The organism is Scytonema sp. PCC 10023 (assembly GCF_963920835.1).
Taxonomy (GTDB): domain Bacteria; phylum Cyanobacteriota; class Cyanobacteriia; order Cyanobacteriales; family Nostocaceae; genus Kalymmatonema.
Window position 1 is genome coordinate 29,043 of the sequence record NZ_CAWUDP010000017.1, and the last position, 26,630, is coordinate 55,672.

Sequence of the window (26,630 nt, forward strand, 5' to 3'; positions counted from 1 at the left end):
GAATCTAGTAAATGTAGTATAATTTCAATATGTTGACACTTAACTACCGCTATCGAATCTATCCAGACACTACTCAACAACAAACGTTGGTTGAGTGGATGGAAATCTGTCGGGGTGCATTTAACTATGCACTGCGAGAGATGAAAGATTGGTGCGATAGTCGTAAATGTCCGATTGATAGATGCTCTCTTGAACGAGAATATATCCTCCCTGCCGATCTAAAGTTCCCTAGCGAGGTCAATCAACTTAATTCATTGCCCAAGGCTAAAAAGGAATTTTCGCGCTTGGCGCTTGTACCTTCTCAAGTCTTGCAGCAAGCGATTAAACAGTTGCACCGAGGGTGGGAATATTTTCAACAACGGGGATTTGGTTTTCCTCGCTTCAAGAAGTACGGGCAATTCAAGTCGTTGCTGTTTCCTCAGTTCAAGGAAAGCCCAGTAACCGATTTGCACTTGAAATTGCCCAAAATTGGCGCAATCCCAATCAACTTGCACAGACCTATCCCTAACGGATTTGTAGTCAAGCAAGTTCGCATCATCAGGAAAGCCGATAGGTGGTACGCCTCTATCAATCTGCAATGCGATGTGTTAGTTCCAGATCCGATGCCGCACGGTCATCCGATTGGGGTTGACATCGGCTTGGAGAAGTTCTTGGCAACAAGTGAAGGCGTTCTCGTAAAACCGCCCAAGTTTTTTAAACAGTTGCAAAGCAAGCTGAAATTGCTGCAACGTAGACTGAGTAGAAAACAACGACGGTCGAAAAACTACGAGAAAGCCCGCATTAAAGTAGCAAGGCTTCACCATACAATTGATAACATTCGTAAACACTTCCATTTCAAGCAGGCTCACGCGCTTTGTGATGCTGGGGATATGGTTTTCATGGAAGACTTGGATTACCGCATCAGTGCAAAAGGAATGTTTGGCAAACATATGCTAGACGGAGCCTTTGGACAGTTCCGTACCATCGTCAAATACGTTTGCTGGAAGCGAGGAAAGTTTTTTGGTGTTGTCGATGCTAGGGGAACTAGTCAAGAGTGTCCTGAGTGTGGAGCCGAAGTTAGAAAAGATTTGAGTCAACGAGTACATAACTGTCAAGCGTGTGGTTACACGACTGACAGGGATGTTGCTAGCGGTCAAATCATCAGAAATAGAGGAATAGCTCTAATTAGTACCGCAGGGCTTGCGGGAACGGAAACTGCCTGTGCAGACGATCTATCGGGGACTAGTGAAAATCAGTCTAGACAAGTGTCGAAATCTCGCAAGAGAGTAACCAGGAAATCCTCAAAGTGATTTGAGGAAGCCCGCACCATAATCTTTGATTTGGTGCGGGAGGATGTCACGTAGGAGAAGAGGATTAGTGTGGAGAGACGAGCCTAAGTCCTATGACACCTATGACAATCAAGCCGATGCAAGTCAGGCGGCGCACTTCAATAGGTTCTTGAAATAAAATTATACCCAAAAAAACTGTACCGATGGCTCCTATACCTGTCCATATAGTGTAGGCAGTGCCAAGTGGCAGTGTGCGGAGTGCTCTTGACAAAAAGCCAAAACTCAATATCATCAGGGCGATTGTAGCGACACTGGGACCGAGCCTAGTAAACCCTTGTGAATACTTTATACTAATTGCCCATCCAACTTCAAACAGACCAGCAATCAGAAGATAAATCCATGCCATACACTCTTCCTTTACGTGTTGCAATACTTGGAACTGTGACTTGATTTTCTCCTTAAAATGGGCGATTGGGACAAGTCCACTGCCCAAAGGGCAATCGCACTATCCAACGTAGGATTATTGTCTACAACTCAGTCTGCTTCATCAAAACCTCCGAGATACCCCATCCGCCGGGAGCGGTGGGGAGGCATAGGAGGGGTGGTTGAGTGGGGTTCGATGCCCCCGAAACCACCAACCCCGTTGAACGAGCAACTAGAATTTGACGTTCTGTATAAGTTACCTCTAGCTCAAATTTTCTGACTAACCACCTGAGGACGACCAAGCGTTTTTTGCGAGAAGCAGGAATTTTTATGAGGCTTATACCATCAAGATAACTTTTGAGTACTTTTTCTTCGCATGCTTCTAATTTGACATTTTTCATCGCTTGCACCTTACTCTCCAAGATATTAACACGCCCCACGGGTAAAAGCCGTTCGCGGAAGCGTGTCGTAGGCATAGGGCTTTCTGCTTTCAACACTGTAAGTAAAAGTTTCGCACTCTCTAATAATTCGACTACCTGACGAACTCTGCAATTGAATCCTTTGAACGAGTTTACCGTTACCATTTGCACCAGACTCGTAAAGCGTCTTTGCATTGACAACGGGTGCTGAGTCGAGAGTGCAATGAGTTGCAGCCGCTTTAAGATGAGAAAATAAAAAGAATCATTGGGAGGAATCAATCGCCATGACCGTTATCGCTGCTAAGTGGACGATTGACGAATATCACCGCATGATTGACGCTGGCATTTTGAGCGATCGCCAAGTTGAGCTACTTAAGGGAGAAATTGTCGAAATGTCGCCGGAAGGGGAACCCCATGCTTATTCTAGTCATGAAGCCGCTGAGTATCTAAGCCAGTTGTTAGGCAACCGTACCACAATACGTCAAGCCAAGCCTATCACTTTGCCCAACGATTCGGAACCTGAACCAGATATTGCTATTGTCCAACGCTTAGGGCGCGAGTATCGAGAGCATCACCCTTATCCAGAAAATATCTTCTGGCTGATTGAGTATGGTAACTCCAGTTTAGAAAAAGATTTAGAGACAAAAAGCAAAATCTACGCAGAAGTCGGTATCCGAGAATATTGGGTTGTCAACCTCAAAAAGCTACACTTGGTGGTGTTTCGAGAACCTTTAGATGGAGAGTACGCCACAAAACTCACACTCACTGGGGGAACAATTCAACCGCTTGCATTCCCTGATGTTTCCGTTTCGGTAGTGCAAATTATCAACGGCTAAGGCAATTCAACTAAAATCTGAGCACAATTTCTAGCAAAACTGCTTCTGGTGAAACAGTATCTTGTGGTGTAAGTTAGTTAAAATCATCCACTATCATCTTAATTTTCTTAAGGCAAACAAGCTTATGTCATCACTTGACCATGTCCAAGGACAGGTCGCTCGGTGTCTATCCACACAAATCGTTGTGTTAGATTAACTACTGGGATGACTGGCTTCTTAAATAACTAAAGTTGATACACTCACTTGAGCAATTGCCTTGGCATAACTTAATGTAGGTATGCAATGCTGCGCCGCAGGAATGCAAATGGATTGGATTAGCTTACTAAAAGCTCAACAAGCTGATTTCCTTCAACGAGTAAAAAAGCCCAAGACTTACGATCTATCTTTGCTAGAAAGTCAAGTCAAAGGCTGCCATAGTGAAATTATGGCATTTTGGGGCGAACCATTGGCAAAACTGCTGGAGATTGCTCGCCAACAAGCAGAAATTATTGCCAAAAATCCCCCTCCGACACCGCCCGAATATCCTGATCCTCTTGAGTCGGCGATCCCCTTTCCAAGATACTTCCAGCAGCAAGCGGAAGATTATCTTTTACGAGAGCAAATCGTTGACCGAGTGATGAGCGATCGCTGGGGCAAACAGGTTAAAAAAGTGGCACAAGATACCTTGAACAACATGGTTCTAGATGATGAGGGAAATTTGCGTGGCGAAAGCAAATTTTCCTACATACTTGCCAACAATCCGAAAGTTAGTATTCAAGTTTACGTTACGGATGGAGAAAGTTTTAACAGTATCAAGAAAGACAAAGTTAGATGGTCTGTGACACAAGAGGATTTGAAAAATCACCAAGTTTTCATTTTCCTATGTTTGTTTTATCCATTTACTGGTCAAAGAGGTTACGAAAAACAAGCGATTATTGCAGGGTTTTTACCTAAAAATCAAATTGAATTTCCTGAGCCAAAACTCTACATTACACCAAGTCAGTTATTATATGCGGGAGGATTTCGTTGGTATTTAGAATCACTGAATATTAAAAAAGATACACAGCGAGTCTTGAATGAGGTTGCCAGCACACAGACAATTCAGATGCCACCAGACCATCCGCTTAAGACAATAGTAGGCGACTGGGAATGCTGGCAAACCTTAAAAGGGCATACCAGGGGAATTAATTGCCTAGCCTTCTGTCACAGGGGTAACAACGGCAACGCCTCTCCTGTTGTAGCAAGTGGTAGTCGTGGAGAGACAAAGCTGTGGGATTTGGCCAAAGGTGAGTTAATCGCGACATTATCAGAACATCCTTGGATTTTATCCGGGCTAGTAGATGAAGTAAATTCCCTTGCTTTCAGTCCAGACGGACAAACTTTAGTCAGTGCTGGTGCAGACTCCACAATTAAGCTTTGGCACGTGGGGGCACAAGACTTGATTGATATTTTGCACAAGCATAATGGAATGGTGCGCTGCGTTGCTTTTACCCCAGATGGACGAATGTTGGCAACTGGGGGAGATGACAGAACAATTATGTTTTGGGATTTGATGGAGCGCCAGGTTGCTACCGTCTTATCCCTAGAAGATACAGCTGCCCATTCACTTGCCTTGAGTCCAGATGGGCAAACTTTAGTTACAGGGAGTTACCGCAAAATCAAAGTTTGGCACATTTCTCGACCCAGAGGGGCGGCAACTTTCGACCCGCAGTTGCTGCACTCGTTTACAGGTCATTCCCATATTGTTCGTTCCTTGGCTGTCAGTACGGATGGAAAGATTTTGGTCAGTGGTAGTCGCGATAAAACAATTAAAATTTGGCACTTAGAAACAGGAGAATTGCTTCACACACTTAACGGACATAGGGATGGTGTGTATGCTGTTGCTTTGAGTCCTAATGGACAAATTATCGCTAGTGGCAGTGCTGATAAAACTATTAAGTTGTGGCATCTAGAAACAGGGGAACTGCTGACTACTTTTACAGGTCACACCCACACAGTAACAGCATTAGCTTTTACTGCTTCAGGGGAACTTTTGGTAAGTGGGAGTTTGGATAAGACGATTAAAATTTGGCAGCGAAGCTAGGAAACGAACCGCAAAGACGCAGAGAACGCCAAGAATCTCTTTGCGCCTTTGCGTCTTTGCGTGAAGTCTTACATTTTTTCTTGTCTATTGGGACTGGAGTTTCTTTGTCGGGATTGATGTAGATTAAATTTCATCTCCCCACATCCTCACTGTGGCATTTCTGTAATTGGAAGCTTAATAATACACAAAAATTATAAAAACTCAATCAGGCAATCAAACGTATGTTCACCCTACACTTAAAACAAATTTTATTTATATTTTCTCAAAAATTAGATAGAGAGGCGATCGCCAGCCTACTTCCTGCATAAGTCAACTTTGGTTTCGCCTATCTATTGAAACTAGGGCAGCAACTATCAAGCACACTGCCCCAGAAAAAGCATAAAGATACTGATTTGATTATGCCTGCGGCGAACCCAGTGACTGATAACACCAGCTAGGACGGCGCAAAAGATTAAAGGTATCAATGTAACGAATTCGGCTGTCTGGTGCTACTGTAGCAACAGCATCAGTTAATAAGCCAATGGGGTTATTGAGGTTCCACAACGGATGAACAATAATAACTGTTATATCATCCATTGTAAAACCAGGCAGTTCTCCCATGTTTTGTGGAGAACAACTACTAAAAGATGCACAAAAAGCATCTCGAAGTTCAGTTGCTCTTTGTAGCCAGTTTTCTAAGTCTGGGGCAGAAAAATCGCCGTGCAAACCGCAACTAAAATTATTATCAGCTAATGCCCTGAGCAAAGATAGACCCAATCGCCAATCGAGCAAGCCGTGATAGTTTATATTGCGGTAGTGTCGTAAGCACTCATAACAGGAAGAGTCACATTTATTACGATGCTGCTGTGACATGATGGTATCAACAAAAGTATTTTGTACTTTGATGATTTTTTCTATGAGGATATCTTGCCAGTGTTGGGCAAGCCATAATGTAAAACCAGAACCATTGGGTAGGCGATCGCTAATTACAATTTCTCCTACTTTTTCACCAGTTTCTTCTAGTTCAACCTGCCGTAAGCCACTAACATCTAATTCATCTGGATCAATATCTAATTCCTGTGCTGCTACAGCACGGATAATAAAAGCCGCAGAATAGAAAGCAGCTTTAATAGCAGAACCGGGTGCAATGGGGTCGAGACATAATCCAGTGGGTACAGATGCGGGTTTAATACGGAGAACGCCAGTTGTTTTCGGAGCAACAATAGCCAGTGCTTCAGATTCGCCAGGTTCTTTAAAATTTACCCCATTGGGTTGATTTTGAAATCGCTCATCAATCCATTGAAATTCTAAAATTTTATCGCCACGTCCAAAGGAGGCTTTACCCACTGCTCCTTTAAACAAATTCCCGCGATTATCATTAACACGGAATACTCTGCCAGTTTCAGAAAAAGCGGTCTGAGTATTTGTGTTATCTACGAAGTTAAAATTTTGAGGTTGTGACTCAGCAACATTACCCGTACCTGAGATTAATACATCATGTTCTTCCTTGGCATCTGCACCACGGTTGAGGCTAGTACGAAAAGCCAAAGGTACTGCCCATTTAAAAACTTTAAAACCTTGTTCTGGTATTGCTCCACATTTGGGACAGACCGTATTTTCAAATTCATTATCAGAAGTTTCTGTATGTTGGCAGCGCTGACATCTTAACATCCATCTTCGCTGAGAAAGCGGGTCATTATCAGCAGGAACAAAGCCATTTTTACTGTCTGGAAGTAACGGTGCAGTAAAACCAATAGAGGTGTAAATTCGTTTATCTTTAGTCTTTTCCGCACCAGGGGCAAATTCTGCAACGGCTAAATCTAAATCACGGTCGATAGTAGCAATATTCTTCTTTTTTGATGGATTGTGATGATACAAATCCCGAACTCTGGATGGCATACCGAACATGGGCAAAACACCACCTTCTGCAAGTCGTTCTGCTAATCCCTTTCCTGTCAATTCTTTATTATTTGCACACTCGTTTATCTTGTTAAACAAGTCCTGACGCGCATAATTTTCAAAGGTGAGCGTGTCGATATTTTTTACACCAATAAGCAAATCATTTACTACCTCGGTAACTTCAGGTGAACTCTGCAACCATTGACAAACTTTCTGACGACGAGATTCTTTTTCTAGCCAGTCTTTTACTGTGCCAAATTCTCCGTGACTATCTGGCGGCGTGGGACTATCCCACCACTTAACATCAGCACATAGAAACGCACGTCGCAGACATTCTTTTGCTAATAAACGCCGTGCAATTTCAATTTGTGACATCGAAAGAAAGGGAACTGGTGGCGGGTCACCCGTAATTTTTTCGGGATGTTGATAATAAAATTCATCGTGACTGTTACCACGACAAATAGTTAATACAATGGCGAAAGGTTGACCTCTGCGGCCTGCACGACCTGCTCTTTGTTGGTAATTAAAACGCATGGGTGGCATATTTGCCATGACTACAGCCATTAAACTACCAATATCAATTCCCACTTCCATTGTGGTAGTAACACTGAGGATATCGATAGTATCTACCACTGGGATAAAATCTCTATCTTGTTCGCCGATGTTGACAACAATATTGCGGAAATGGCGCTGTCTTTCTGCTTGGTCGTCGGTTTGTCCTGTCAATTCTTCACAATGCAAACGCATGGGTGGGCGCTTATTAACTGCTTCTGTGGCGTAATAATTACGAGCGTATAAATCTGAGCATTTTTTATTAGGTGATGTGGGTAATTCTGCAAGACAATTTGTACAGATACCGCCTGCACGATGTAAGTGAGGGCGTCCACATGATATGCATTGCCAAACTTGGTCATCGGGGGCTGCAACTCTAACCCATAAATGCAGCAAGTTAATTTTTAAATGGTCATGTTTACCATGTTGGCAAATAGCTGACCACAATGCATCAAATAATTGCTTCTCAGAAAGCTTATGCTGTGTCACGCATTTAGTGACATATTTTTTCAATTTGGCTTTTGCATCTTGCCAACTGTTCCAATCCTCAACATAATACTTAGGATACCGATACAAATCACCAATGACGCGCAAGCATCCGTTGCATATTTCGAGAAAAACTTCTGGTGAAAGTTTGCATTGTGTAGCTAATTTGTTGACCTCTTCTTGTGGCAAATTAAGACAAGCACAACCTAAGCCTGATGCTTCAATACTATAAAATAAACGACTAAAGAAGGCATCGCATACTTCAGACTGTGTTTTTGATATAAGAGTATATCGCTTGTCAATTGCTTCTCTAGAAGAGCCAGCTTTCCATTTTGGTGGTTGAGACGCAAAATCAAAAAATCCTGTCCAATGATGCCATTGGTTGTCGTAATAAAACTCTTGGTCATTGATATCGTTACCAGAAGGATTTATGCCTAAACCAGCTAATCTCTGAATAAGTACTCCTGGAGTATCTTTTTCTCCTTCAAATAACACCTTAAGTGGAACAATGCGCGTTTTAGCTGTTTTTTGAATTTCATTGATGAGATTTTGAGCCTTATTTCGGCGACTGATATACAGTTCTAAATCATCATCATCAAGACCTTCTGGCAAAGGTTTATTAGCATTTTTTACAGCTTTTTTAAACTTTTCGACAGCATCGGGGTTATGTTGAGCAAATTCTCTTGCTTCTAAACGAACAGGATAACCATGTTCTTGAATATCTTCTAATAGGTAAACTTCACCAACAGCTAATTGGTTAAGTTCATCAAATATCGCCTCACGAACAAGGTCATAGTAATGAGTACGTTCAATCCCATTTGATATTGAAGCGGCATTTTCACGGCTATCAGAAAATACGACTAATTTACGAGACTCTGATTTTTCTGGTAACTGATAAAATATTTCCTTAGACAGCAGTTGACTCAACCTAGAAAATGCAGTACGGAAGCCTCTAATTGAAGATTTCCAAGACCTTCGTCTAGTGTAATCTGCACCACAACATGGGCAAATAGAGGGTTGTGCTGCCATAAATTCTTGCGTTTCTGGTGATGTATTTCGCAAGTTATAAATATAGCCTTCAACCCATTGATTACTTGGCGCATCTGGGTCTGGTTCTTCTAAAGTAACGCGACTACTACGAGTGTCTAACCAGGCTTTATCCCACCAAGCTTTTTCTTTAATTTTATCGCCTCTTGATGGTTGGTTCCAGCCTTTTATACTTAATTCTTTGTCATAAATATTTGTAGAGGGATAAAATATAGCATATTCGCGATATGTCCGTCGTTCTAAAAAATTACCAATTTGGCGGTCAGGAATGCTTTCAATATTTGGTTCTGTAGGCAAAAGTTCCCAACCATTACCGTCCTTTAGTTCGAGGCGGTTTCCACCATAAAAGACAGTACCGCACTGTTCGCAGTACAGCATTTCTAGCACTCGAAATCCATCATGAACTATTGGCGGATTCTTTACTAAGAGTCTACCTACTGGTCGGTTTTTACTACTTTCATTCCCATGACAATCATAATTTGGCTGAGTGCAAGCCCAAAGTCCATCAATATTTCTAAAAAACCAGTGCAACCTAAACCGAAATGATTCTAAAGATTTGTCTTCACATAAACCACGAGCAATTAGCAATCCCTTTACTGCTAATTTAAGATTTTCTTCATCTAAATTATCACCAAAAATACCTTTAGCAAATTGCGTGAGAGATACTGCACGAATTGTATTGTCGAGCTTACAAGCGTTAAGCATTATAGCGCCAACAGTGTCGCTTTTTGATGACAATAATTGTAAACATTTCTTGAGAAAATTGGCGTCCTCTGGTGCGTTTGCTAAGGCGATAAATGGTTCACTATCTAAAAATTTCTGTCCGACAATTGCTGGAATTGGCTCAGGATGACCAGGGATAATTTGTTCAGAATCCCATTCTGTACCGAAGAATTCAGATAAAAATTTTAAACTTTCTGGGTCATCTGGTTCAAGAGACGCACTAGAAGCAAGAATTTTTAATTTAGGATGACCGGGATAAAGTCCTAAACGTTGCAGCAGCAGGCGAATCAGGTAAGCAACTTCTGTCCCAGCGGTGCCACGATAAAGGTGTAATTCATCAAGAATTAAGTGAAAAACACTGCCTTCTTTATTTAACCATTTCCTTGTTTTATCAAAAATATTTTTATCAATATCTCGCATCAGCATAATGCTGAGCATGGAATAATTAGTAATTAAAATATCAGGTGGATCATCCTGCATATCCCAACGACAGCGCATTTCTGCCCCATCTAAACGCGGGAAAAAGAACCTGACATCCTCATCACCAGTTTCCTTAAAGTGCTTGATAGCTGCATCAGCAGATTCCTGCATCTTCTGCATTTCTTCAAGAAGTTCTTCTATCTTGTCCCCGTTAGGTTTACCATTTTGTTTGTACTCATGCCCTGGTACAGGTGTGACGCCGTTGTATCTGCCAAAATAAATTCTGTTGTCTTTTCTATTATTTTTAAACCAATCTCGCGCCTCGTCAGAATCTAAAGCGCGGCGTAACCTGGTAAGCTGGTCTTCAACGAGTGCATTCATCGGATATAAAATTAGTGCCCTTACCGCAGCATCTCGTTTTTCATGATTCCTTTGAGGTACGCGATAAGATTGCTTAAAACTGCGTTTTTTATTGAGAAGTGGTTTGCATTTATTTTGCCAATCTTTGTTTTCCCACCAATCATTAATGTGAGGTTGCTGAGTTCCCGGCGCTTCCCAATTTTTTGATTCTTTCGCTAAGTAAGCAAACAACGGTAAGAGGAAAGATTCAGTTTTACCTGAACCTGTACCAGCAGTAACAACTGCATCTTGACCAGCTAATCCTTTACTAAGCATTTCCAGTTGGTGGGTGTATAATTCAAAATCACCAACCAGTCCACAGGAAGCTAATTCTTTAAAATGTAGCAGTGCAGACTCATCTAAACCTGGAACATCTGAAAGTTGTAAATTATTGATTGTTTTCCCAGATTTTTGATAACGAGGTAAAGGTTCGAGCCAAGGTTCTTGATAAAATACTCCCGGTTCACGCAAACGTCGTTCCCGTTCCTTCTCAATTTCAGGAAATTGTGTACCGAAAGCCGTTTTAACATAAAGGATTAAGTTGTCGCGTAACTTTTCAAAAGCGCCGATAGGGTCTTTCATTTATCCTCACAATTTGATATCTAAAGATTGTAGTAATAGAGTTTGACCTAATTTAGCCGCAGTCATTTCTGCTATTTGAGGGGGAACGTCTCGAAATAAGTTGAAACCTTTTACATTAAAACCGTTGACCACTTCCTTCGGCTTTGGGATAGAAGAATTAGAAGTGAGTTTTTGTAATGGTAATTTTTCGACAAATATTGGTACGTATCCTGAGCATAAAGTTAAAGCTCTTTCTAGCAGTTTTGGTAGTTTAGCGCCGACCGGAACTGCCATCATAAATCGACGTTGGTCGTAAATCAGAACTTTTATATTAGCAGCATTAATAACAGCATATCGCCCCCAGTCACGTTCAACTTGGGTACATCTTTCTTCTTGCCAAAGATAATATATTTGGGTATTGCGAGAGGGATGTTGATATTGGCTGAGACGGATATTCGGTACTCTCATTCCCGACGCATCTCCCATTGATGACGAAGAGGAGAGAAAGCCTAATATATTAGGGTCAAATGTTTGGCATTTCCAGTTTAATTCTGACTCATTAGACCACTGGCAATTAGTTAAATAATCTTCAAGGGAGGCGGAAAAATTTAAAAGCGACCAAGCAGATGGTATTTCTATAAAATTTATTGCTAATTGAGAAGCAATTTCCTGTAATTCTGATACATCCTCAGCTTGCACAGCTATTCGCTCAGGTACTAATACTAATTCACCCCTTTGTTCTGTTACCTCAATCTTTATGTGTTGTCCTAGCGATTGACAAGCATTTATTAATTTGTCTATAGTGTTTGGTGTTCTAATTCCTGCTAAAATAGCTTGGGGAAAACCAGCGCTAGGTAATCTTATTAATACAGGGGGAGTGGCATAAACTTTTCTGTTATTGTCAGTGAAATCAAATTCACAGTGACCCAATGAATCCAGAGCGCGAACAGTTGATAATCTTTTGTCTTTAATGTCATCTCCCTCCTCACTACAAGTAGTTGTATTAAGACTGTAAAGATAATTAAATGCCTGTTTAAAAGATAACCAAGGCATTTCTTTTTTAGCAGAAATGATATAGAGTAGTTTGTCGCTATCCCTAAACACGCTTTGCCTCCTTTTGGAATTTTCTCCATAATTGATTCAGGCGAATATCGCCGATAGGAGGCAGAGTTCGTTTGTGGTTATCTAATAACATTTTTCTCCATAAATATAATTTTTCTTTATCCTTACAAGTTGATAGCTTTGGCTCTGATTCTTTTAAGCTTGTGCCACAAAACATTGCTCTATCAAAAAGACTTCCTTTGGCAATAGCCCAAACAGGATACCAATCAATAGGTAGTGATTCTTCTGGATAAATTGCAACTTGCCCGGGTTGTTTACCTACAAAAACAATGCATTGCTTACCTTGGATTGGTAAGAGAGTATTGAAGTTAAAAGCAGGACAATCAACTCCCTTTACCAATGCTCCAATTACCCCTGGGGAGTTGTCATATTGATTTTTTCTCACAGAACTAAAACTGTCAACAGATGGCGCTTTTATGCTGGTGATTAAAGGAAAATCTTCTACTAAAAATAGAGATAAACTCTTAATAATATCTTTACCCTTATACGCTTCAATTTCAAGCTTGGTGTCGGGTGGAATATCTGGAGAGAGTTCATAAATACCTTCTCCCGATTTGTCTTGTAACAGTTTGCCATTGCAATATACTTTTACTGATTCATCACCACCTTGTAAAACTAATTTGGGTGGTGCGAATTTGAAGAAATAATTTCCTTTGTCAAGGCGTACACCACCTTCTAAATTAAGTCTGACGCTAGTCGAAAATGACAATATAGGATATTCGCTTTTTACTATTTCATCACTATGGGCAGCAGCCACTTTAAATAAGTGCCATCCGGTCGGTAAACCTTTGATAATATGCAATTTTTCAAAGCCTTGGCAACTGGATGCACCCCATTTTTCTAGCAAACTGCAACACTCTTGCTGAACTGCTAAATAAAAGGGCAAACCTTTAGGAATTCGCACCACTTCTACAAGTCCTGGTAACCCCAAACTTCTGCCTTCAACAAACACTCGGATTGGGGAAGCTGGCAACTTAAAACACCATTGTTTGTCGGTGGATTCCATCCTCAAACCCTGACGCCAATCGAACTGGGAGGCGTCAATATTTTTATCATTTAAGCGGATGGGTGAAGACCAACCATTACCCTGTTCGGTGCAAGAGTAAGAATCGTGATTAGAATTCAAAATCAGACCATTTTCAGGAAATTCATGCTTTGTCGTACAACGTAAGGTGAAGCTAGCACGTTTGGCAATCGAGTCGAGTTTGCAACATAGTCTTAAGACACCGTAAACCTGAGTTCTTCCTTCAGACGGTATTTCGGTGGTTCCATCCCAGGTGCGTAACTCATCAACAATCCTTTCAATCAGTGCGTGACGTAGTTCATCGCCTTCGCTGGTTTCTTCCAGTAATCGCAACGTTCGTCTTCGCAGATAGTTACGTCCGTGTTTAACTAACAAAGAAGCTGTATGTCTTTCAGAGGGAAGGGAAATAGGTTCTAAGCCTGCTTCTGCAAAAATAACGGGTAGTGCCTTCAGTTCCCTCTCCGTCAAAAGAGTTTGGGCGATAGGTATACCGACGTGAACCAACCTGCCAGTAATGTTGGCGTTGAAAATGCCCAGTTCACCTGATTTATCGACATTTGCCCATTTCTCTAAATCTTTCCAGAGTGTTTGCATCTGGTCAAAGTGGGGATATGGTCGGGATGTCGGTTCTTCACCCAGTAATTCCCGCAAGCGGGGATAGTAGGCTTTAGAAGAAAAATCACCTTCAGTACCCGCTGCCAAAACAAATAAAGCTAAGTAGCCTATGTATGGAGGATAACCTTGTCGTTGGTATCGCCATTGCGGGTTTTGCATACTCCCCGAGGCTTTTTTACAGATACCATTTATACTGACTGCATTTTTTACTGTTTGGATAAAGTCTTGGTAGGCAACCCCTTTAGATGCGCCTAAGGAATTAATTAAATCCTCTGTGACGTAAAGATAAACAGTACGCTCAGCCATTTTTGGGTTGAATAAATGCTGTGCGATTTTATCGTTCCACTCTGAGTAATTTATAGTAGTTTTTACAGTTAAGTTGACGCTTTTCATGTATTAATTATTATAATGTGTAGATTGATTGATATTGCATAAAGTTCTACTTTTCATAAGACGTGAGAAAGAGAGTTTAGTTCATAGAAAATTTATGCGCGGATGATTGACGCGAATTTTGAATCTAGTAGTTCGCTACACACGCTATGACGAGGTAATTAAGGTATGGGGAAGTATGACGGGGTAATGAGGGGATGGGGAAGATGGAGTGATGGGAGAATTTCTCTCTACCTCTCCACCTCCCCACTTCTGGATTCATCAAAACGTCACGGCATAATTTCTGGGATACGAGTGGGACGGCAGTCGTGCATCGCAGATAGTGAGTATAAGCGCCTGTTAAAGCGGGGACTTGAGGGTAATTTAGGTGAGTAACGATAAACCTATATCTATTAGTCTATTTGCGGGAGCTTTTGGTTTAGACCTGGGGATCGAGCAGGCAGGTTTCCACACGGTAAGCGTGGTAGAAATAGATTCTGACGCGACAAAGACCATAGTTCGCAACCGACCACACCTAGCTGAGAGCGCTGTACCAAGGGATATCCAGCAAGTCTCCGCCCAAACTCTATTACAGGAGGGAGGGCGCGTGTTAGACCTGGGTAGAGCGCTACGCCCTGGTGAAGTTGATTTGGTGACTGGGGGACCGCCCTGTCAGCCCTTCAGTACCGCAGGCAAGCGTCAATCGATTGGCGACCCGCGCGGCAGCCTGTTCATGGATTTTATGAGGATTATTGCAGAAGTCCAGCCCCGTTTTTTTATCATGGAGAATGTCAGAGGGCTGCTATCTGCACCGATTCGACACCGACCCCACTCACAACGGGGAAAAGGCTTTTTGCCGCTTGAACCGGACGAGATGCCAGGTGTTGCCCTGCGCCTGATTTTAGCAGAGATAGAGAAAGTTGGCTACTCCGTGATTTACAACCTTTTAGAAGCAGCTGACTACGGTGTTCCTCAAAGCAGGCAGCGCGTAATTTTCATTGGCTCAAGAGATAATGAACCCCTGTCATTCCCGCTACCCACTCACTGTGAAGATGGCACTAATTTACCTAAATGGCACACTCTTCAGGATGCGTTTGCCGGACTTGTTGACTCAAAGCCAGAGTTTATTCCCTATTCAGAAAGTCGCATCAAGTATCTAAAGCTACTAAAAACTGGACAGAACTGGAGATACTTGCCTGACGAGTTAAAGCAAGAAGCTATGGGAGGAGCCTACAACTCTGGAGGCGGCAAGGTTGGTTTTTACAGACGGCTAGCTTGGGACAAGCCCTCTCCTGCCGTTACAACAAGCCCGCATCAAAAAGCTACAGATATGTGCCATCCAGAAAAACTGCGTCCTTTAAGTGTGCGGGAGTGCGCTCGGATTCAGACGTTTTCGGATGGCTGGGTGTTTTATGGTTCTACAACTTCTAAGTATCGACAGATTGGAAATGCAGTTCCAGTACAGCTTGCTAGAGCAATCGGTGAACACGTTTATAAGCTCATTACACAAGAGAGTGTAAAGAGTTTAACGAATGTTACCATTGCTGGTTGTAGCGCAGCGCCCTGACAAGCGATTGGTGCCCACTGGCAGAAGCAATCGCCCAACACTACCTTTATAAATAAAACTACTTTTATTTATAAATACGTTCCAAGATGGGATCAGATATTTGGCAGGGATAATAGGACTTCTTCCATAGATGAATCAGCCTAACACATTTTTGGCTGGTTAACTCAGAGGTTGGGCAAGTTGCAAATGAGGAAATTTGGGATAAAAAAAAGCGATCGCTCGTCATTTTTGAATGAAATCCCAAATCTCAAATCACGAAATTTCGCGTTTTTACTTTTGCGACTGAGTGAGCAAAACGTCAGCAATTGCTTGGGAAATCGGTAAACCAGGACACCCCTCAAGCCAGAAGAACTCCCCGACTGGGTTAACTTCCAAGAATACGTGCCGACCATCAGGCGTCAAAATTATATCAATCGCCCCGTAGTTCAAGCGGAAGTTAGTCATCAGTTTTAGAAGCTTCTCCTCTACATCTTGGGGCAAGTCGTAGGGCTGCCAAGCGTCGAGTAAGGCGATTCCCTGTCGCCGCCAGTCGTAACGAGCCTTTTGCAAAGCCTGGGAGTCAACCGCTGCGGTAAACACACGCTTTCCCACAATAATCGTCCGTAGTTCCAACGCCTTCGGGACTTTCTCCTGAAACGTCATCGGGCAGAAACGCAGCCCATCAAGGTGGTCGAGATCCTCGGGTGTAACTGGATTCGTGAATACAACGTTCTCCCGCCCTTGCTCGTCGTAGATGGCGAAGGAGGAGAGCATTTTTGTAATTATACCCTGCTCACACTCAGAGGCAAATTGTTTGACTGAAAGTGGATTGTTCGTAGTCAGAGTGCGCGGGGTAAAAAGACCCACTTCCCTTGCCACTTGGAGCTGAAGTTGCTTATTCTCTGCTCGACGGATATGTGGTATGGGGTCAAGGTGGAACCCCTTGATGCTGGCAATCATTCCCTGAATGGTGGCGCGAGATTCACCAACTGAGGCTTGTCGAAGTTGCCGATCCATTGTGCTGGGAATTCTTGCCCCAATCGCGATGCGCCGATACCAAACCGCTGAGACCTCACTTAAATCTAGTTTCTGGTCGTCGCTTTCCAGAATCAGTCGCTCACATCCTTTGCCATAGTAGACATCCAGCCCTACTTCTGTGGGAAATTTATCTGTGTCAAAACGAAATGCTTTCCCTCCTTGATCTGCGATCGCACTGAGAACCAGAGGAATGCTTTGATTGTCTTGGCTGTGAGTAATTATTAAAATAGTCATTTGCGACTCCGACCTAACAGAGTAAAGCATCTGCGATCGCTTCCGCAATCGGGTAGCCCAAATCTCGCTCTAACATTCCCCACTCTCCTGTAGGGTTAACTTCCAAAAACACGTATTCTCCTGATGGTGTTTGGATCAAGTCAAAAGCTCCAAACACAAGCCCAAACCTTGCCATAAAGGCATTGAGACAACGGACTACATCGATTGGGAGTTCATGGGGTTGCCACACACAAGCCTCTGTTGTAGCACGTCGCCAATCGACTGTGGATGCTGCATAACCAGATGCATCTAGCGCCCCCACAAAAAGATTTCCCGCCACAAAGACTACCCGCAGTTCCTGCTGCTTGGGAATTTGCTCTTGAAAGACCATTGGGCTATAGCGCAGCGTCTCAGCATCCAGCAAGTCTTCCTCTTTGACTGCGCTGGTGTAAACGAAGAAAGGGGAGCCTTTCATGCTATAAGAAAGAGGTGTCAATAGCTTGGCAACCATTTTTCCCTCTACCTCCTGGAAAAACCCCCGTACTTCCTCAGGGTTGTTGGTGACTAGAGTCCGGGGGATGACAAGACCTACCTCACAAGCAACCCTCAATTGGCGTAGCTTGTTCTCTGCAGCGTTGAGCCGCTGCCAATCATCCACCCAACGAGCATCCTTAAGGCTGTCCCAGAAACCAAAAAGAGCTGCTAGTGATTCTCTAGCGCAGGCTGCTTGGAACTGTGGAGCTAATTCTTTGCTTAGCTGGGGCTGCCAAATACGGCGCATCCAAACCGCTTGCACTTGTTCTGTGCTGATAGACTGCCCACCATACTCCAAAGAGTGATTCAGCCCTTGATTACTGAGACGGGCTTGTAGTTGCACTACAAGCGGAAATTGATCCGTATCAAGGCGAAATGGTCGTGCGCCCCGTCTTGATAGAGCTTGTGCCACTCTATCTACTGTAAAGTAATCACCACTATGGGTAATTAATAAAACTACATCACGTTCAAGGCGCATACAACAACATTTTATAAGGAATGGCGTTTTCCGTTTGCACCCTGCTCAAAAGTTAGCACTTATAACTTGAAGAATAGGGAATGCCAATGTCAAAGCTTTACTCTACAGAAAAACCTTCGTCATCACCATCTGATGGATACTTTTGCGTAGTGACTATTCCACCACCGCCATCTTCATTATCAGAGGGGTACTTGAGTGTAGTGACTATTCCACCACCGCCATCTTCAAGATCAGAGGGGTACTTCTTTGTCGTGGCTTGGCATCCCCCTGTGACGGCTTCCATTTCTTCAACAGATAGCTCTTCACATTGTCCTTCTAAGTAGCGGGCGAAGAAAGGCACCGCTGGTGAATTCAAATCTTGCAAATTGATTTTAGACATATATTGCCTCCTTTGGGAATATGGATATAAATTTATACAATGTATTAAACACCCATTTACCCCGTAAATTGGCAACTTTGCAAATCTTTAAGACTCCTTTACACAAAAAGCGATCGCCCTGTTAAAGAGCGATCGCTACGAATTCAATCTAAAAGATGTAACAGAAAATTATCTGCGTTTATCTGCGGTTAAAATCCCTAAACCAGCAAACTTTGCATCAAGGGCTTATCTTCCGATAACTTACCTGTCCGCAACCATTCATTCAGTTCATCTGGTGCTTTAGCTTGGTTAAGACGTTCTCGCAGTTGTGCGCCTTCCAAAATTTCCTTCTGCAACAGTTCTTCTGCGGTTTGCTTCAGTAAGTCGCGGTTTTCATGCAGAATACTTAAAGCAATGTGGTGGGCATTATCCACTATTTGCTTCACCTCACGATCAATTGTTTCTGCCACTTTCGGGCTAACAGAACGGCGGGGGTTGCTGTAACCTTCAAGAAACTGCTGTTGGACTTTTTCAAAGGCAACAGGACCAAGTTCATGGCTCATACCATACAAGGTGACATAACGTTCTGCTAAGTCAGTGGCTTTTTGAATATCATCACTCGCACCAGTGGACACTTTACCAAAGACGGTTTCTTCTGCGGAACGTCCACCCAACAGGGTAGCAATGCGACCGCGAATTTCATCTTCTATCATCAAGAAGCGGTCTTCTTCAGGCATTTGAATTGTGTAACCCAAAGCACCAACGCCACGCGGGACAACCGAGATTTTCTCGACTTTACCAGCTCCAGGCATCAAAGCACCGATGATGGCGTGACCAACTTCGTGATAAGCCACGGTCTTTTTCTCAGTTTCATTGAGAACACGAGAGCGTTTTTCCAAACCAGCAACAACACGCTCAATGGCTTCGTTAAAATCTGCCATGATCACTGCTTCCCGATTTTGCCGTGCAGCAAGGAGTGCAGCTTCGTTCACCAAGTTGGCTAAATCTGCCCCAGCAAACCCAGGTGTTCTGATGGCGATGGTTCCCAAGTTTACATCCTCAGCCAATTTGACATTTCTGGCATGGACTTTGAGAATGGCTTCGCGACCAATTTTATCAGGACGATCCACAACAACTTGACGGTCAAACCGACCGGGACGGCGCAATGCTGGATCGAGAACTTCGGGACGGTTGGTAGCGGCGATGATAATCACGCCTGTGTTGGCATCAAAACCATCCATTTCGGTGAGCAACTGGTTGAGGGTTTGTTCGCGTTCATCGTTACCACCCACAAACCCACCAGCACCGCCGCGAGACTTACCTAGTGCGTCTAATTCATCAATAAAGACGATACAGGGAGCTTGTTGTTTTGCCTGCTCGAATAAGTCGCGGACTCGCGCCGCACCTACACCAACAAAAAGTTCGATAAATTCAGAACCAGAGATGCTGAAGAAGGGTACGCTAGCTTCACCGGCAATTGCCTTGGCTAAAAGTGTTTTACCCGTTCCTGGAGGTCCTACCACCAACACACCTTTGGGAATTTTCGCTCCTAAGCGGGTGTATTTATCAGCACTTTTGAGAAAATCGACAATCTCTTCTAGTTCGGCTTTTGCTTCATCTACGCCAGCAACATCGATAAATTTTACACCAGTGCTGCCTTCAGAGTAGATACGAGCCTTACTTTTACCCACTGTCAGCGCCGCAGGACCACCCCCCTGACGATTGAGCAAAAAGCCCCAAATACCAAAGAAAATTAATGGTGGTGCAACCCAGCTTAAAAGAGTGCTAATCCAACCATTTTCGTTTGGTGGTGGTGCACCAAACTCTACATTATTGTCCCGGAGAATTTTGGGTAAATCCAGGTCGAGCGCTACCGGTGTGGTAACGAAGACTTGTTCAGCAGGTTTACCATCAGGGTTTTGGGTTTTGATGGAATACTCAATGCGATCGCCCCCTACAACAGCCCGGTCTACTTTACCTGCTTGTACCTGAGCAATAAAATCGCTATAGGGTACTTGCGGCAATTTGGGACCAAAAAAGCTAGGAACAATCGCGTTCAGAAGAAAAAGAAGGGTCAACAGAATGAGCAAACTGCCGCCCAATTGCCGTATTTTTGGCGGTTTCATTTGGCGTTTATTGTTATTAGTTTCAACTGGCATTTTTTGCTCGATCCTCCTGGTAATAAAGAATTTAAAATTTGCTCATTCAAATTTCAAACTTACAAAAACCAATATTAGCAACTAGTCTAGCTCGTGCGTGAATCCAAATAAAATATGTTGTTCCTTATTGTTATTACTTACTCATCGTTAGTTTTTTTAAGTAACCACTAACCACAATTTTGCGACTATTTCACGTTAATAAAAGAGCAAAAAGACCACAAGCAATACCATCAAACACGCCAGCAACACCTATACTCAAGACTCCTAGACTCATAGGTAAAATGTCCTTAAGAACCAGTAAGTCAGCACTAATCAAAGTTCCAAGAACCCAGCTAGTACATAAAATGGCGATAGAAGGGGCAAACTTTAATTTTGTAACTGCAATTTCCACCACGTCTATTACTGCAAGAAACCAAAGAAAAGGTAGTAGCAGTAACAACACCCGAAATAGCAGGAGCGACACTGGCAAGTAAATCATGGCGATGTACAAGCAGAGCGTTGTCTATTGGTCTGCTTGAATTTATTTTAAAGAATGAGACATATGCTTCTATTTCGTACCTACCCCCCAGATGAATGGGAATTGCCGTACTTATATGCAAAATCAGCTTGGATTTGTTCTAAAAGTCTTTCTACTCTCCTCTGGACTGTCTGTCTTGATTAAGTACGTTATGCCAAATTTATCTATTCCAGCGACAGCGACAAACGCCGTGATTATCGTTTTTTTACCGACTTTGATTATGGCAAGTGTTTTACTATGGCGATGGCGCAGAGCGATCGCTCAGGGTTGCTCCCAAAGGAAAGCGCAATCACAACGACAGCAAAATTAATTAAAAATAACTAGGTGGAAATTGTTAGAATCAGCTAACTAGCTGCATTCAGAGGAAATAGCAGCTCATCAACAGCCGGGAGACAGGGAGTGAATCTAGGTCAATGGATTGGTTTAATCGCCATAGTTCTTTCTTTGTACATTCTGTGGCAGATTCGGGAAGTCATGTTGCTGATATTTGCCGCAGTTGTCTTAGCGACTACCTTAAATCGGCTGGCTCGAAGATTCCAACGCTCAGGAATCAAGCGTGGATTTGCTGTATTCCTCTCAGTAAGCATATTTTTAGCTTTAATTGTCGGTTTTTTCTGGCTGATTGTGCCGCCTTTTGTAGATCAGTTTCAAGAACTTACAAAACAGGTTCCCAGAGGTTTGGAGCGCTTTAATACTTGGCTAGATGAATTGAGAACTCGCGTTCCCAGCCAGTTGACTCCTTACATACCTGATATTAACAACCTGAGCCAACAAGCGCAGCCTATTATAAATCGTGCAGTAGGAAGCTCTTTCGCCTTTGTCTCTGGTTCGCTAGAAGTTCTCCTCAAGACTTTCTTAGTGCTGGTGTTAACAGGGATGTTTTTAGCCAACCCGGAAGCTTACCGCAAAGTATTTGTGCGGCTGTTTCCCTCGTTTTATCGCCAGCGAGTGGATGGAATTTTGGATAAATGCGAGGTGTCATTGGAGGGATGGATCACAGGCGCTTCCATCGCGATGGGTGCAGTGGGACTGATGAGTTTAATTGGCTTATCAATTTTGCGCGTGCGTTCAGCACTGGCTTTAGCAGTTTTGGCGGGATTTTTAAACTTGATCCCTAATCTTGGTCCGACACTAAGTGTGATACCAGCAATGGCGATCGCACTTCTAGATGCTCCCTGGAAAGTCTTGGCTGTGTTGATTCTCTATTTTATCATTCAGCAGACTGAGGGCAATTTCATCACGCCGATCGTTATGGCGCATCAAGTGTCGCTGCTACCAGCGATCACCTTAATCTCACAGCTATTTTTTGTGACGTTCTTTGGCTTTTTAGGCTTGTTTCTAGCGTTACCTCTAACTGTTGTGGCGAAGATTTGGATGCAAGAAGTGTTGATAAAAGATGTTTTGGATCAATGGGATAGTAAGTCTCACACAGAGACTGAGTTTATCATTGTTTCGGACAAGTCACAAACAGACAAATGTGTCGAAAATACGGCAAATGACGAGGAACAGCCGATGAATCAATAGCTACTGGTCTTTTGTTCCTGCGCTATAGCCTTGTCTGCGAAGGCTTTCATAAAAATTTCACTGTCGATTTATGTCACTTAGTTATATTAAGAAATGTAACACAAGCTGCATACTAGGTACTGGAATTTTTATGAGTACACCGCAACCAGTCAAAAAAAGCAACGCTAAATCTAGAATCAATTCTGCTTTTAAGCAACTAATGTCCATACATTGGATAATGGCAGTCTGCTATTTGGTAATATTTGTTAGTGGTTTGTTCATGGCTCGGTTGCCCGAAGAGTTATTCTTTAGAGATTCACTGTATGACTTTCATAAGTCTGTTGGCGCATTAACAATGGCGTTACTGACTTGGCGGGTATTCATCCTACTCGGTGTGTGGTGGAGGAAGTACACAAAACGTCCGCCAAAGTTTACCAAGGAATGGTTGAAAACATTTGCCCTGCATACAAGTCTGTATGTTTTCATGTGGGCGGTTCCCGTTACTGGCTTTTTCCTCTCTAATTCCTACCGAAGCAGTAACGTAAAATTTTTCGGGATTGTTTTACCAGACATATTTCCGCAAAATTCTGCAATTGTCGACATAGCAAGAAACTCTCATTTTTGGCTCGCCTATACATTTTTGGCGTTTATCCTGCTTCATATTTTGGCGCAATGGAAAGTTATTCGGGCAAACTCTCGAAGATTTTTGGGTTTTGTGAAAACTAAATTTGCCAAAACCCAAAACACAGTGCGTTAGAAATCCAGTTTCTAGAACATGAATTTAGTCATCTTGGAAAAACCTATCCCCTAACCTCTCGTTATTCATGAGCCTTAACAAGACTTATTAAAGCTCGAAGCAATAAACATTATTCAAACCAAAATAAATTTATATTATTGACAAAAAGCAAAGACTATGGATTAAATTTTATCACCTAAATCTATGTGGAAGATAGAGTATACCTAGTGCAGATTGAAAGTTTGTCAACAGCATCCTAAGCTTTAAGGTTGTTTCCTCCTGGCTGATTACCAAAATTTCCAGGTGATTTACCTTATGGCAACAAAAGTAACAGTGCCGAAGCCTACACTTTCTACAATCGACGCAGTTGCCTTAATTGTAGGCATGGTAGTCGGCGTAGGCATATTTAAGACACCAGCCCTAGTAGCAGGGAACACGCAAAGTTCAGGGGTTGCACTGCTAGCGTGGTTACTAGGTGGAGGAATGTCCTTCGTCGGTGCTCTGTGCTATGCAGAGTTAACGACCGCTTATCCCGATGCTGGGGGAACTTACCACTATCTGATGCGTGCCTTTGGCAAAATTCCTGCCTTCTTGTTTGCTTGGGCGCGGCTGACCGTTATTCAAACTGGTTCCATCGCCTTACCAGCGTTCGTGTTTGGGGATTATGCTGCTCAGTTGCTGCCTATAGGAGAATACTCTTCAGCGATTTACGCCGCAGGTGTAGTCATTTGCCTGACAGGTTTAAACATTTTAGGCGTGCAGCAAGGGAAGTGGACTCAGAACTGGCTAACAGCGGCAAAAGTGCTAGGTTTGCTGTTGATAGTTCTTGTGAGTTTTGCCTTTGCTGGACAAGTGCCGCAAGAGACATCAACTGCGGCTGCTCAAAACAACGCATTTGGTCAAGCAATGATTTTTGTGTTGCTAACCTATGGTGGTTGGAATGAAGCTGCCTATATTTCAGCAGAAGTGCGAAATGGCAAACGCAATATGGTACGTATATTGTTGGGAAGTATTGCCATCATCACAGTGATTTTTCTGTTGATTAACGTGGCATTTATTTACCGTTTGGGACTTGCAGGTTTAGCTTCATCGGAAGCACCAACAGCTGATTTAATGCGTCGCGCTGTTGGAGAAAACGGAGCAAGATTCGTTAGTTTACTAGTTGCAGTTTCAGCCTTAGGTGCAGTCAATGCCACTATTTTTACTGGTGCGCGTACTAACTACGCTTTAGGGAGGGACTTTCGGAAGTTTGCCTTCCTAGGACGTTGGCAAGAGAATACTGGTACCCCAAAGAATGCCTTGATAGTTCAAGGCGCAATTTCGTTGGCGTTGGTGGTACTTGGGGCTCTAACTCGCAAAGGTTTTGAAACAATGGTGGACTACACTGCTCCAGTCTTCTGGTTCTTTTTTCTCCTGTCTGGGGTAGCATTGCTGGTGCTACGCTCCCGAGAGCCAGACGTACCCCGTCCTTTCCGCGTGCCTCTTTACCCCTGGACACCATTACTGTTTTGTGCTATTTGTAGCTACCTACTATACTCCAGTCTCACTTATGCAGGTATCGGAGGTATTACCGGTCTGATAGTTCTTTTAACAGGTATTCCTTTACTGCTTCTCAACCGTCAACGAACCACTTCCACAAACCCTTAATTCATGGAGAAAGATGTCATGAAATTACAGGCAACGTTAAAGGTTTTGTTTGCAACAGTAAGTTTAAGTAGCCTAATGCTGGCTGGTTGCACTTCCAATCAGCAAGTGAGTTCTCAGCAACAGGATGAAGCGTCTCCTTCCACTGTGGAAGTGCAGCAGAAGTCTCCAGGTGCATCTCAAACTGCACAACGGACGCCTGATGTCGTGTACGTTCCAACACCTCCGGAAGTTGTCGATAGAATGTTGACAATTGCCAAGGTTGGCAAAAATGATGTTCTGTATGACCTTGGTAGTGGGGATGGACGGATTCCCATTGCCGCAGTACAGAAGTATAAAGTTAAGAAGGCTGTTGGTATAGATATTGACCCACAACGCATCAAAGAGGCTAACGAAAATGCTCAAAAAGCAGGACTTACCGGTAAGGTACAGTTTCTCCAACAAGACCTGTTTACGAGTGACTTTAGCGATGCCACAGTGATCTCCCTTTACCTGCTCCCCGAACTCAACGTCAAGTTGCGACCCAAGCTGTTGAAACTTCCACCAGGTACACGTATCGTGTCCCACGCTTTTGACATGGGCGACTGGAAAGCTGACAAAGTCGAGCAAGTAGATGGCAGAACAGTTTACTTCTGGACTGTACCAAAAGAGATTCCGAAAAATTTACAGAATTCAACTCCTAGCAGTTAGATTGAGAACTGAGGACACAGAATGCAGAACGCAGGACTGAGAATATAGTCGTTTTCAATTGGGTGCAATACAGGTCGTTTCCAGGGGTACAGTATGCTGTGCCCCTTGCTTGTGGTATATGCTTTTCACTTCCAAGGTGACGGAATAGCATTCACCGACAGAATCTTTGCCACCTGTAACTTAATCGCCACCTTACCACAATGGGGACAACTGACCCTGGTTTCTTCTTGTTGTGGCTCTCGCTGGTGCTGAATCAACACGCCTTCGGTGCAATGCCAACACTCACAAATGACACGTCCTTCGGGTTTGTTAACATCCAACAAGCGGATATGTTGCCCAAATACTGGTTCCGGTTCTGGTCCTGAGTCCCAGTCTTGTTGAAAGTTCCGTTCTGGTCGGGAACCACGTTCTGGTCGGGAACCTCGGTCTGGTCGGGGAATGGGTTTGGGGATCGAGCGGGGTTGGTTAATGTTTTCCTGACTCATTGAAAATTATGGGTCTGAAACCCCGTCCTTGTAGGACGGCTTTACATTTAAATGCTGGTTTTTAAATGGATATAATCCCAGGAACCAGCAAACCCGTAATTAGTCCCCTCGCCCACCTAATCCAAGATGGCTTGGCATTACCCAACGCTTGACCAATCAAGCTTAAAGATAGTCCGGACTGGGGAAGCATCCGGAAGTTTGTGCCAGGATTAGGCTCAATTTGGGCTATTCACCGCTTACGTTGTCCAAACTGGTTTGGTCAATCCTCGTCCATGACGGGCGAGGTTGGTGAAAACAAAACCCGCCTCAGCAGGTGGATAAATTTTCAGCCATTTTGATGTTAGCAGGTAGCAACTACTCTCATGCGGACGAGATTATTATCAGGTTTCCGTTACAAGTTAAAGAGCATCCGGAAAGAAAAAAAGCTTTTTAACCAGGACTCGGGATTTGGGACTGGGGAACAGTCTGCAACAGTCCCCAATCCCTAATCCCCATTGCCCCTCATCCCCACAGGGGACCCCGAGC

20 protein-coding genes are annotated in these 26,630 nt (G+C 43.3%); 9 read left to right on the forward strand and 11 right to left on the reverse strand.

The window, feature by feature from the left end; translation table 11 throughout:
* Nucleotides 1-29 precede the first annotated feature (29 nt).
* The gene (locus ACM0OZ_RS12595; protein ID WP_414583172.1) at nt 30-1,289 is read left to right on the forward strand and encodes an RNA-guided endonuclease InsQ/TnpB family protein; all 1,260 of its coding nucleotides are present in this window, start codon (nt 30-32) and stop codon (nt 1,287-1,289) included.
* 64 nt (nt 1,290-1,353) lie between these two features.
* Here ACM0OZ_RS12595 and ACM0OZ_RS12600 read toward each other — a convergent pair whose 3' ends face one another.
* Complete coding sequence (locus ACM0OZ_RS12600) at nt 1,354-1,674, reverse strand: DMT family transporter (RefSeq protein WP_414583173.1); 321 nt, start codon at nt 1,672-1,674, stop codon at nt 1,354-1,356.
* Between the two features lie 121 nt (nt 1,675-1,795).
* On the reverse strand, nt 1,796-2,305 hold the full coding sequence (locus ACM0OZ_RS12605) for a DUF2087 domain-containing protein (RefSeq protein ID WP_414583174.1): 510 nt from the start codon (nt 2,303-2,305) through the stop codon (nt 1,796-1,798).
* Nucleotides 2,306-2,394: 89 nt separating this feature from the next.
* Between ACM0OZ_RS12605 and ACM0OZ_RS12610 the strand changes: the two genes are divergently transcribed.
* Entirely contained in the window at nt 2,395-2,946 is a 552-nt protein-coding gene (locus tag ACM0OZ_RS12610) for a Uma2 family endonuclease (protein WP_414583175.1), read from the forward strand.
* Nucleotides 2,947-3,250: 304 nt separating this feature from the next.
* Complete coding sequence (locus ACM0OZ_RS12615) at nt 3,251-5,008, forward strand: WD40 repeat domain-containing protein (protein ID WP_414583176.1); 1,758 nt, start codon at nt 3,251-3,253, stop codon at nt 5,006-5,008.
* 396 nt (nt 5,009-5,404) lie between these two features.
* Here ACM0OZ_RS12615 and ACM0OZ_RS12620 read toward each other — a convergent pair whose 3' ends face one another.
* From ACM0OZ_RS12620 to ACM0OZ_RS12630, 3 genes are read right to left on the reverse strand one after another with little or no spacing between them, the layout of a single operon-like run.
* Nucleotides 5,405-11,095, reverse strand: a complete 5,691-nt coding sequence (locus tag ACM0OZ_RS12620; RefSeq protein WP_414583177.1) for a DEAD/DEAH box helicase — start codon at nt 11,093-11,095, stop codon at nt 5,405-5,407.
* Between the two features lie 6 nt (nt 11,096-11,101).
* Nucleotides 11,102-12,178 carry a hypothetical protein gene (locus ACM0OZ_RS12625; protein ID WP_414583178.1) on the reverse strand — a complete coding sequence of 359 codons (1,077 nt, stop codon included), beginning with the start codon at nt 12,176-12,178 and terminating at the stop codon, nt 11,102-11,104.
* Entirely contained in the window at nt 12,171-14,141 is a 1,971-nt protein-coding gene (locus ACM0OZ_RS12630) for a hypothetical protein (RefSeq protein WP_414583179.1), read from the reverse strand. Before ACM0OZ_RS12630 ends, ACM0OZ_RS12625 begins: the two co-directional genes overlap by 8 nt.
* A 451-nt stretch (nt 14,142-14,592) precedes the next feature.
* Between ACM0OZ_RS12630 and ACM0OZ_RS12635 the strand changes: the two genes are divergently transcribed.
* Nucleotides 14,593-15,771, forward strand: coding sequence for a DNA cytosine methyltransferase (locus ACM0OZ_RS12635; RefSeq protein ID WP_414583180.1), 1,179 nt, complete (start codon nt 14,593-14,595; stop codon nt 15,769-15,771).
* Nucleotides 15,772-16,041: 270 nt separating this feature from the next.
* Here the strand turns inward: ACM0OZ_RS12635 and ACM0OZ_RS12640 are convergent, their stop codons facing one another.
* The 5 genes from ACM0OZ_RS12640 to ACM0OZ_RS12660 all read right to left on the reverse strand — a co-directional run bounded on the left by ACM0OZ_RS12640 (nt 16,042) and on the right by ACM0OZ_RS12660 (nt 20,924).
* Nucleotides 16,042-17,022 carry an MvdD family ATP-grasp ribosomal peptide maturase gene (locus ACM0OZ_RS12640; RefSeq protein WP_414583181.1) on the reverse strand — a complete coding sequence of 327 codons (981 nt, stop codon included), beginning with the start codon at nt 17,020-17,022 and terminating at the stop codon, nt 16,042-16,044.
* 13 nt (nt 17,023-17,035) lie between these two features.
* A complete protein-coding gene (locus ACM0OZ_RS12645) occupies nt 17,036-18,013 on the reverse strand; it encodes an MvdC family ATP-grasp ribosomal peptide maturase (protein WP_414583182.1) in 978 nt (325 codons plus the stop codon).
* A gap of 97 nt (nt 18,014-18,110) precedes the next feature.
* Nucleotides 18,111-18,392 (reverse strand): microviridin/marinostatin family tricyclic proteinase inhibitor, encoded by a 282-nt coding sequence (locus ACM0OZ_RS12650; RefSeq protein WP_414583183.1) that lies wholly within the window; start codon nt 18,390-18,392, stop codon nt 18,111-18,113.
* 197 nt (nt 18,393-18,589) lie between these two features.
* The gene (gene ftsH / locus ACM0OZ_RS12655; RefSeq protein WP_414583184.1) at nt 18,590-20,530 is read right to left on the reverse strand and encodes an ATP-dependent zinc metalloprotease FtsH; all 1,941 of its coding nucleotides are present in this window, start codon (nt 20,528-20,530) and stop codon (nt 18,590-18,592) included.
* Between the two features lie 190 nt (nt 20,531-20,720).
* On the reverse strand, nt 20,721-20,924 hold the full coding sequence (locus ACM0OZ_RS12660) for a DUF1614 domain-containing protein (RefSeq protein WP_414583185.1): 204 nt from the start codon (nt 20,922-20,924) through the stop codon (nt 20,721-20,723).
* A 199-nt stretch (nt 20,925-21,123) separates the two neighbouring features.
* On the opposite strand from ACM0OZ_RS12660, the gene ACM0OZ_RS12665 reads away from it, so the two are divergent.
* The 5 genes from ACM0OZ_RS12665 (at nt 21,124) to ACM0OZ_RS12685 (ending at nt 25,620) form a co-directional block, all read left to right on the forward strand.
* Nucleotides 21,124-21,357 carry a hypothetical protein gene (locus ACM0OZ_RS12665; protein WP_414583186.1) on the forward strand — a complete coding sequence of 78 codons (234 nt, stop codon included), beginning with the start codon at nt 21,124-21,126 and terminating at the stop codon, nt 21,355-21,357.
* An 89-nt stretch (nt 21,358-21,446) separates the two neighbouring features.
* A complete protein-coding gene (locus ACM0OZ_RS12670; protein WP_414583187.1) occupies nt 21,447-22,571 on the forward strand; it encodes an AI-2E family transporter in 1,125 nt (374 codons plus the stop codon).
* A 130-nt stretch (nt 22,572-22,701) separates the two neighbouring features.
* Nucleotides 22,702-23,307, forward strand: a complete 606-nt coding sequence (locus ACM0OZ_RS12675; RefSeq protein WP_414583188.1) for a cytochrome b — start codon at nt 22,702-22,704, stop codon at nt 23,305-23,307.
* Between the two features lie 294 nt (nt 23,308-23,601).
* On the forward strand, nt 23,602-24,933 hold the full coding sequence (locus tag ACM0OZ_RS12680) for an APC family permease (RefSeq protein ID WP_414583189.1): 1,332 nt from the start codon (nt 23,602-23,604) through the stop codon (nt 24,931-24,933).
* Nucleotides 24,934-24,951: 18 nt separating this feature from the next.
* Nucleotides 24,952-25,620, forward strand: a complete 669-nt coding sequence (locus ACM0OZ_RS12685) for a class I SAM-dependent methyltransferase (RefSeq protein ID WP_414583190.1) — start codon at nt 24,952-24,954, stop codon at nt 25,618-25,620.
* 125 nt (nt 25,621-25,745) lie between these two features.
* Here ACM0OZ_RS12685 and ACM0OZ_RS12690 read toward each other — a convergent pair whose 3' ends face one another.
* Entirely contained in the window at nt 25,746-26,105 is a 360-nt protein-coding gene (locus ACM0OZ_RS12690) for a hypothetical protein (RefSeq protein ID WP_414583191.1), read from the reverse strand.
* Between the last annotated feature and the right edge of the window lie 525 nt (nt 26,106-26,630).

Coding starts and splice junctions, on each gene's coding strand:
- ACM0OZ_RS12645 (WP_414583182.1), bottom strand. CDS start 18,013: ATGCGCCTTGAACGTGATGTAGTTTTATTAATTACCCATAGTGGTGAT.
- ACM0OZ_RS12615 (WP_414583176.1), top strand. CDS start 3,251: ATGGATTGGATTAGCTTACTAAAAGCTCAACAAGCTGATTTCCTTCAA.
- ACM0OZ_RS12690 (WP_414583191.1), bottom strand. CDS start 26,105: ATGAGTCAGGAAAACATTAACCAACCCCGCTCGATCCCCAAACCCATT.
- ACM0OZ_RS12595 (WP_414583172.1), top strand. CDS start 30: ATGTTGACACTTAACTACCGCTATCGAATCTATCCAGACACTACTCAA.
- ACM0OZ_RS12665 (WP_414583186.1), top strand. CDS start 21,124: ATGCAAAATCAGCTTGGATTTGTTCTAAAAGTCTTTCTACTCTCCTCT.
- ACM0OZ_RS12620 (WP_414583177.1), bottom strand. CDS start 11,095: ATGAAAGACCCTATCGGCGCTTTTGAAAAGTTACGCGACAACTTAATC.
- ACM0OZ_RS12630 (WP_414583179.1), bottom strand. CDS start 14,141: ATGGCTGAGCGTACTGTTTATCTTTACGTCACAGAGGATTTAATTAAT.
- ACM0OZ_RS12675 (WP_414583188.1), top strand. CDS start 22,702: ATGAGTACACCGCAACCAGTCAAAAAAAGCAACGCTAAATCTAGAATC.
- ACM0OZ_RS12640 (WP_414583181.1), bottom strand. CDS start 17,022: ATGACTATTTTAATAATTACTCACAGCCAAGACAATCAAAGCATTCCT.
- ACM0OZ_RS12600 (WP_414583173.1), bottom strand. CDS start 1,674: ATGGCATGGATTTATCTTCTGATTGCTGGTCTGTTTGAAGTTGGATGG.
- ACM0OZ_RS12610 (WP_414583175.1), top strand. CDS start 2,395: ATGACCGTTATCGCTGCTAAGTGGACGATTGACGAATATCACCGCATG.
- ftsH (WP_414583184.1), bottom strand. CDS start 20,530: ATGCCAGTTGAAACTAATAACAATAAACGCCAAATGAAACCGCCAAAA.
- ACM0OZ_RS12685 (WP_414583190.1), top strand. CDS start 24,952: ATGAAATTACAGGCAACGTTAAAGGTTTTGTTTGCAACAGTAAGTTTA.
- ACM0OZ_RS12680 (WP_414583189.1), top strand. CDS start 23,602: ATGGCAACAAAAGTAACAGTGCCGAAGCCTACACTTTCTACAATCGAC.
- ACM0OZ_RS12650 (WP_414583183.1), bottom strand. CDS start 18,392: ATGTCTAAAATCAATTTGCAAGATTTGAATTCACCAGCGGTGCCTTTC.
- ACM0OZ_RS12605 (WP_414583174.1), bottom strand. CDS start 2,305: ATGCAAAGACGCTTTACGAGTCTGGTGCAAATGGTAACGGTAAACTCG.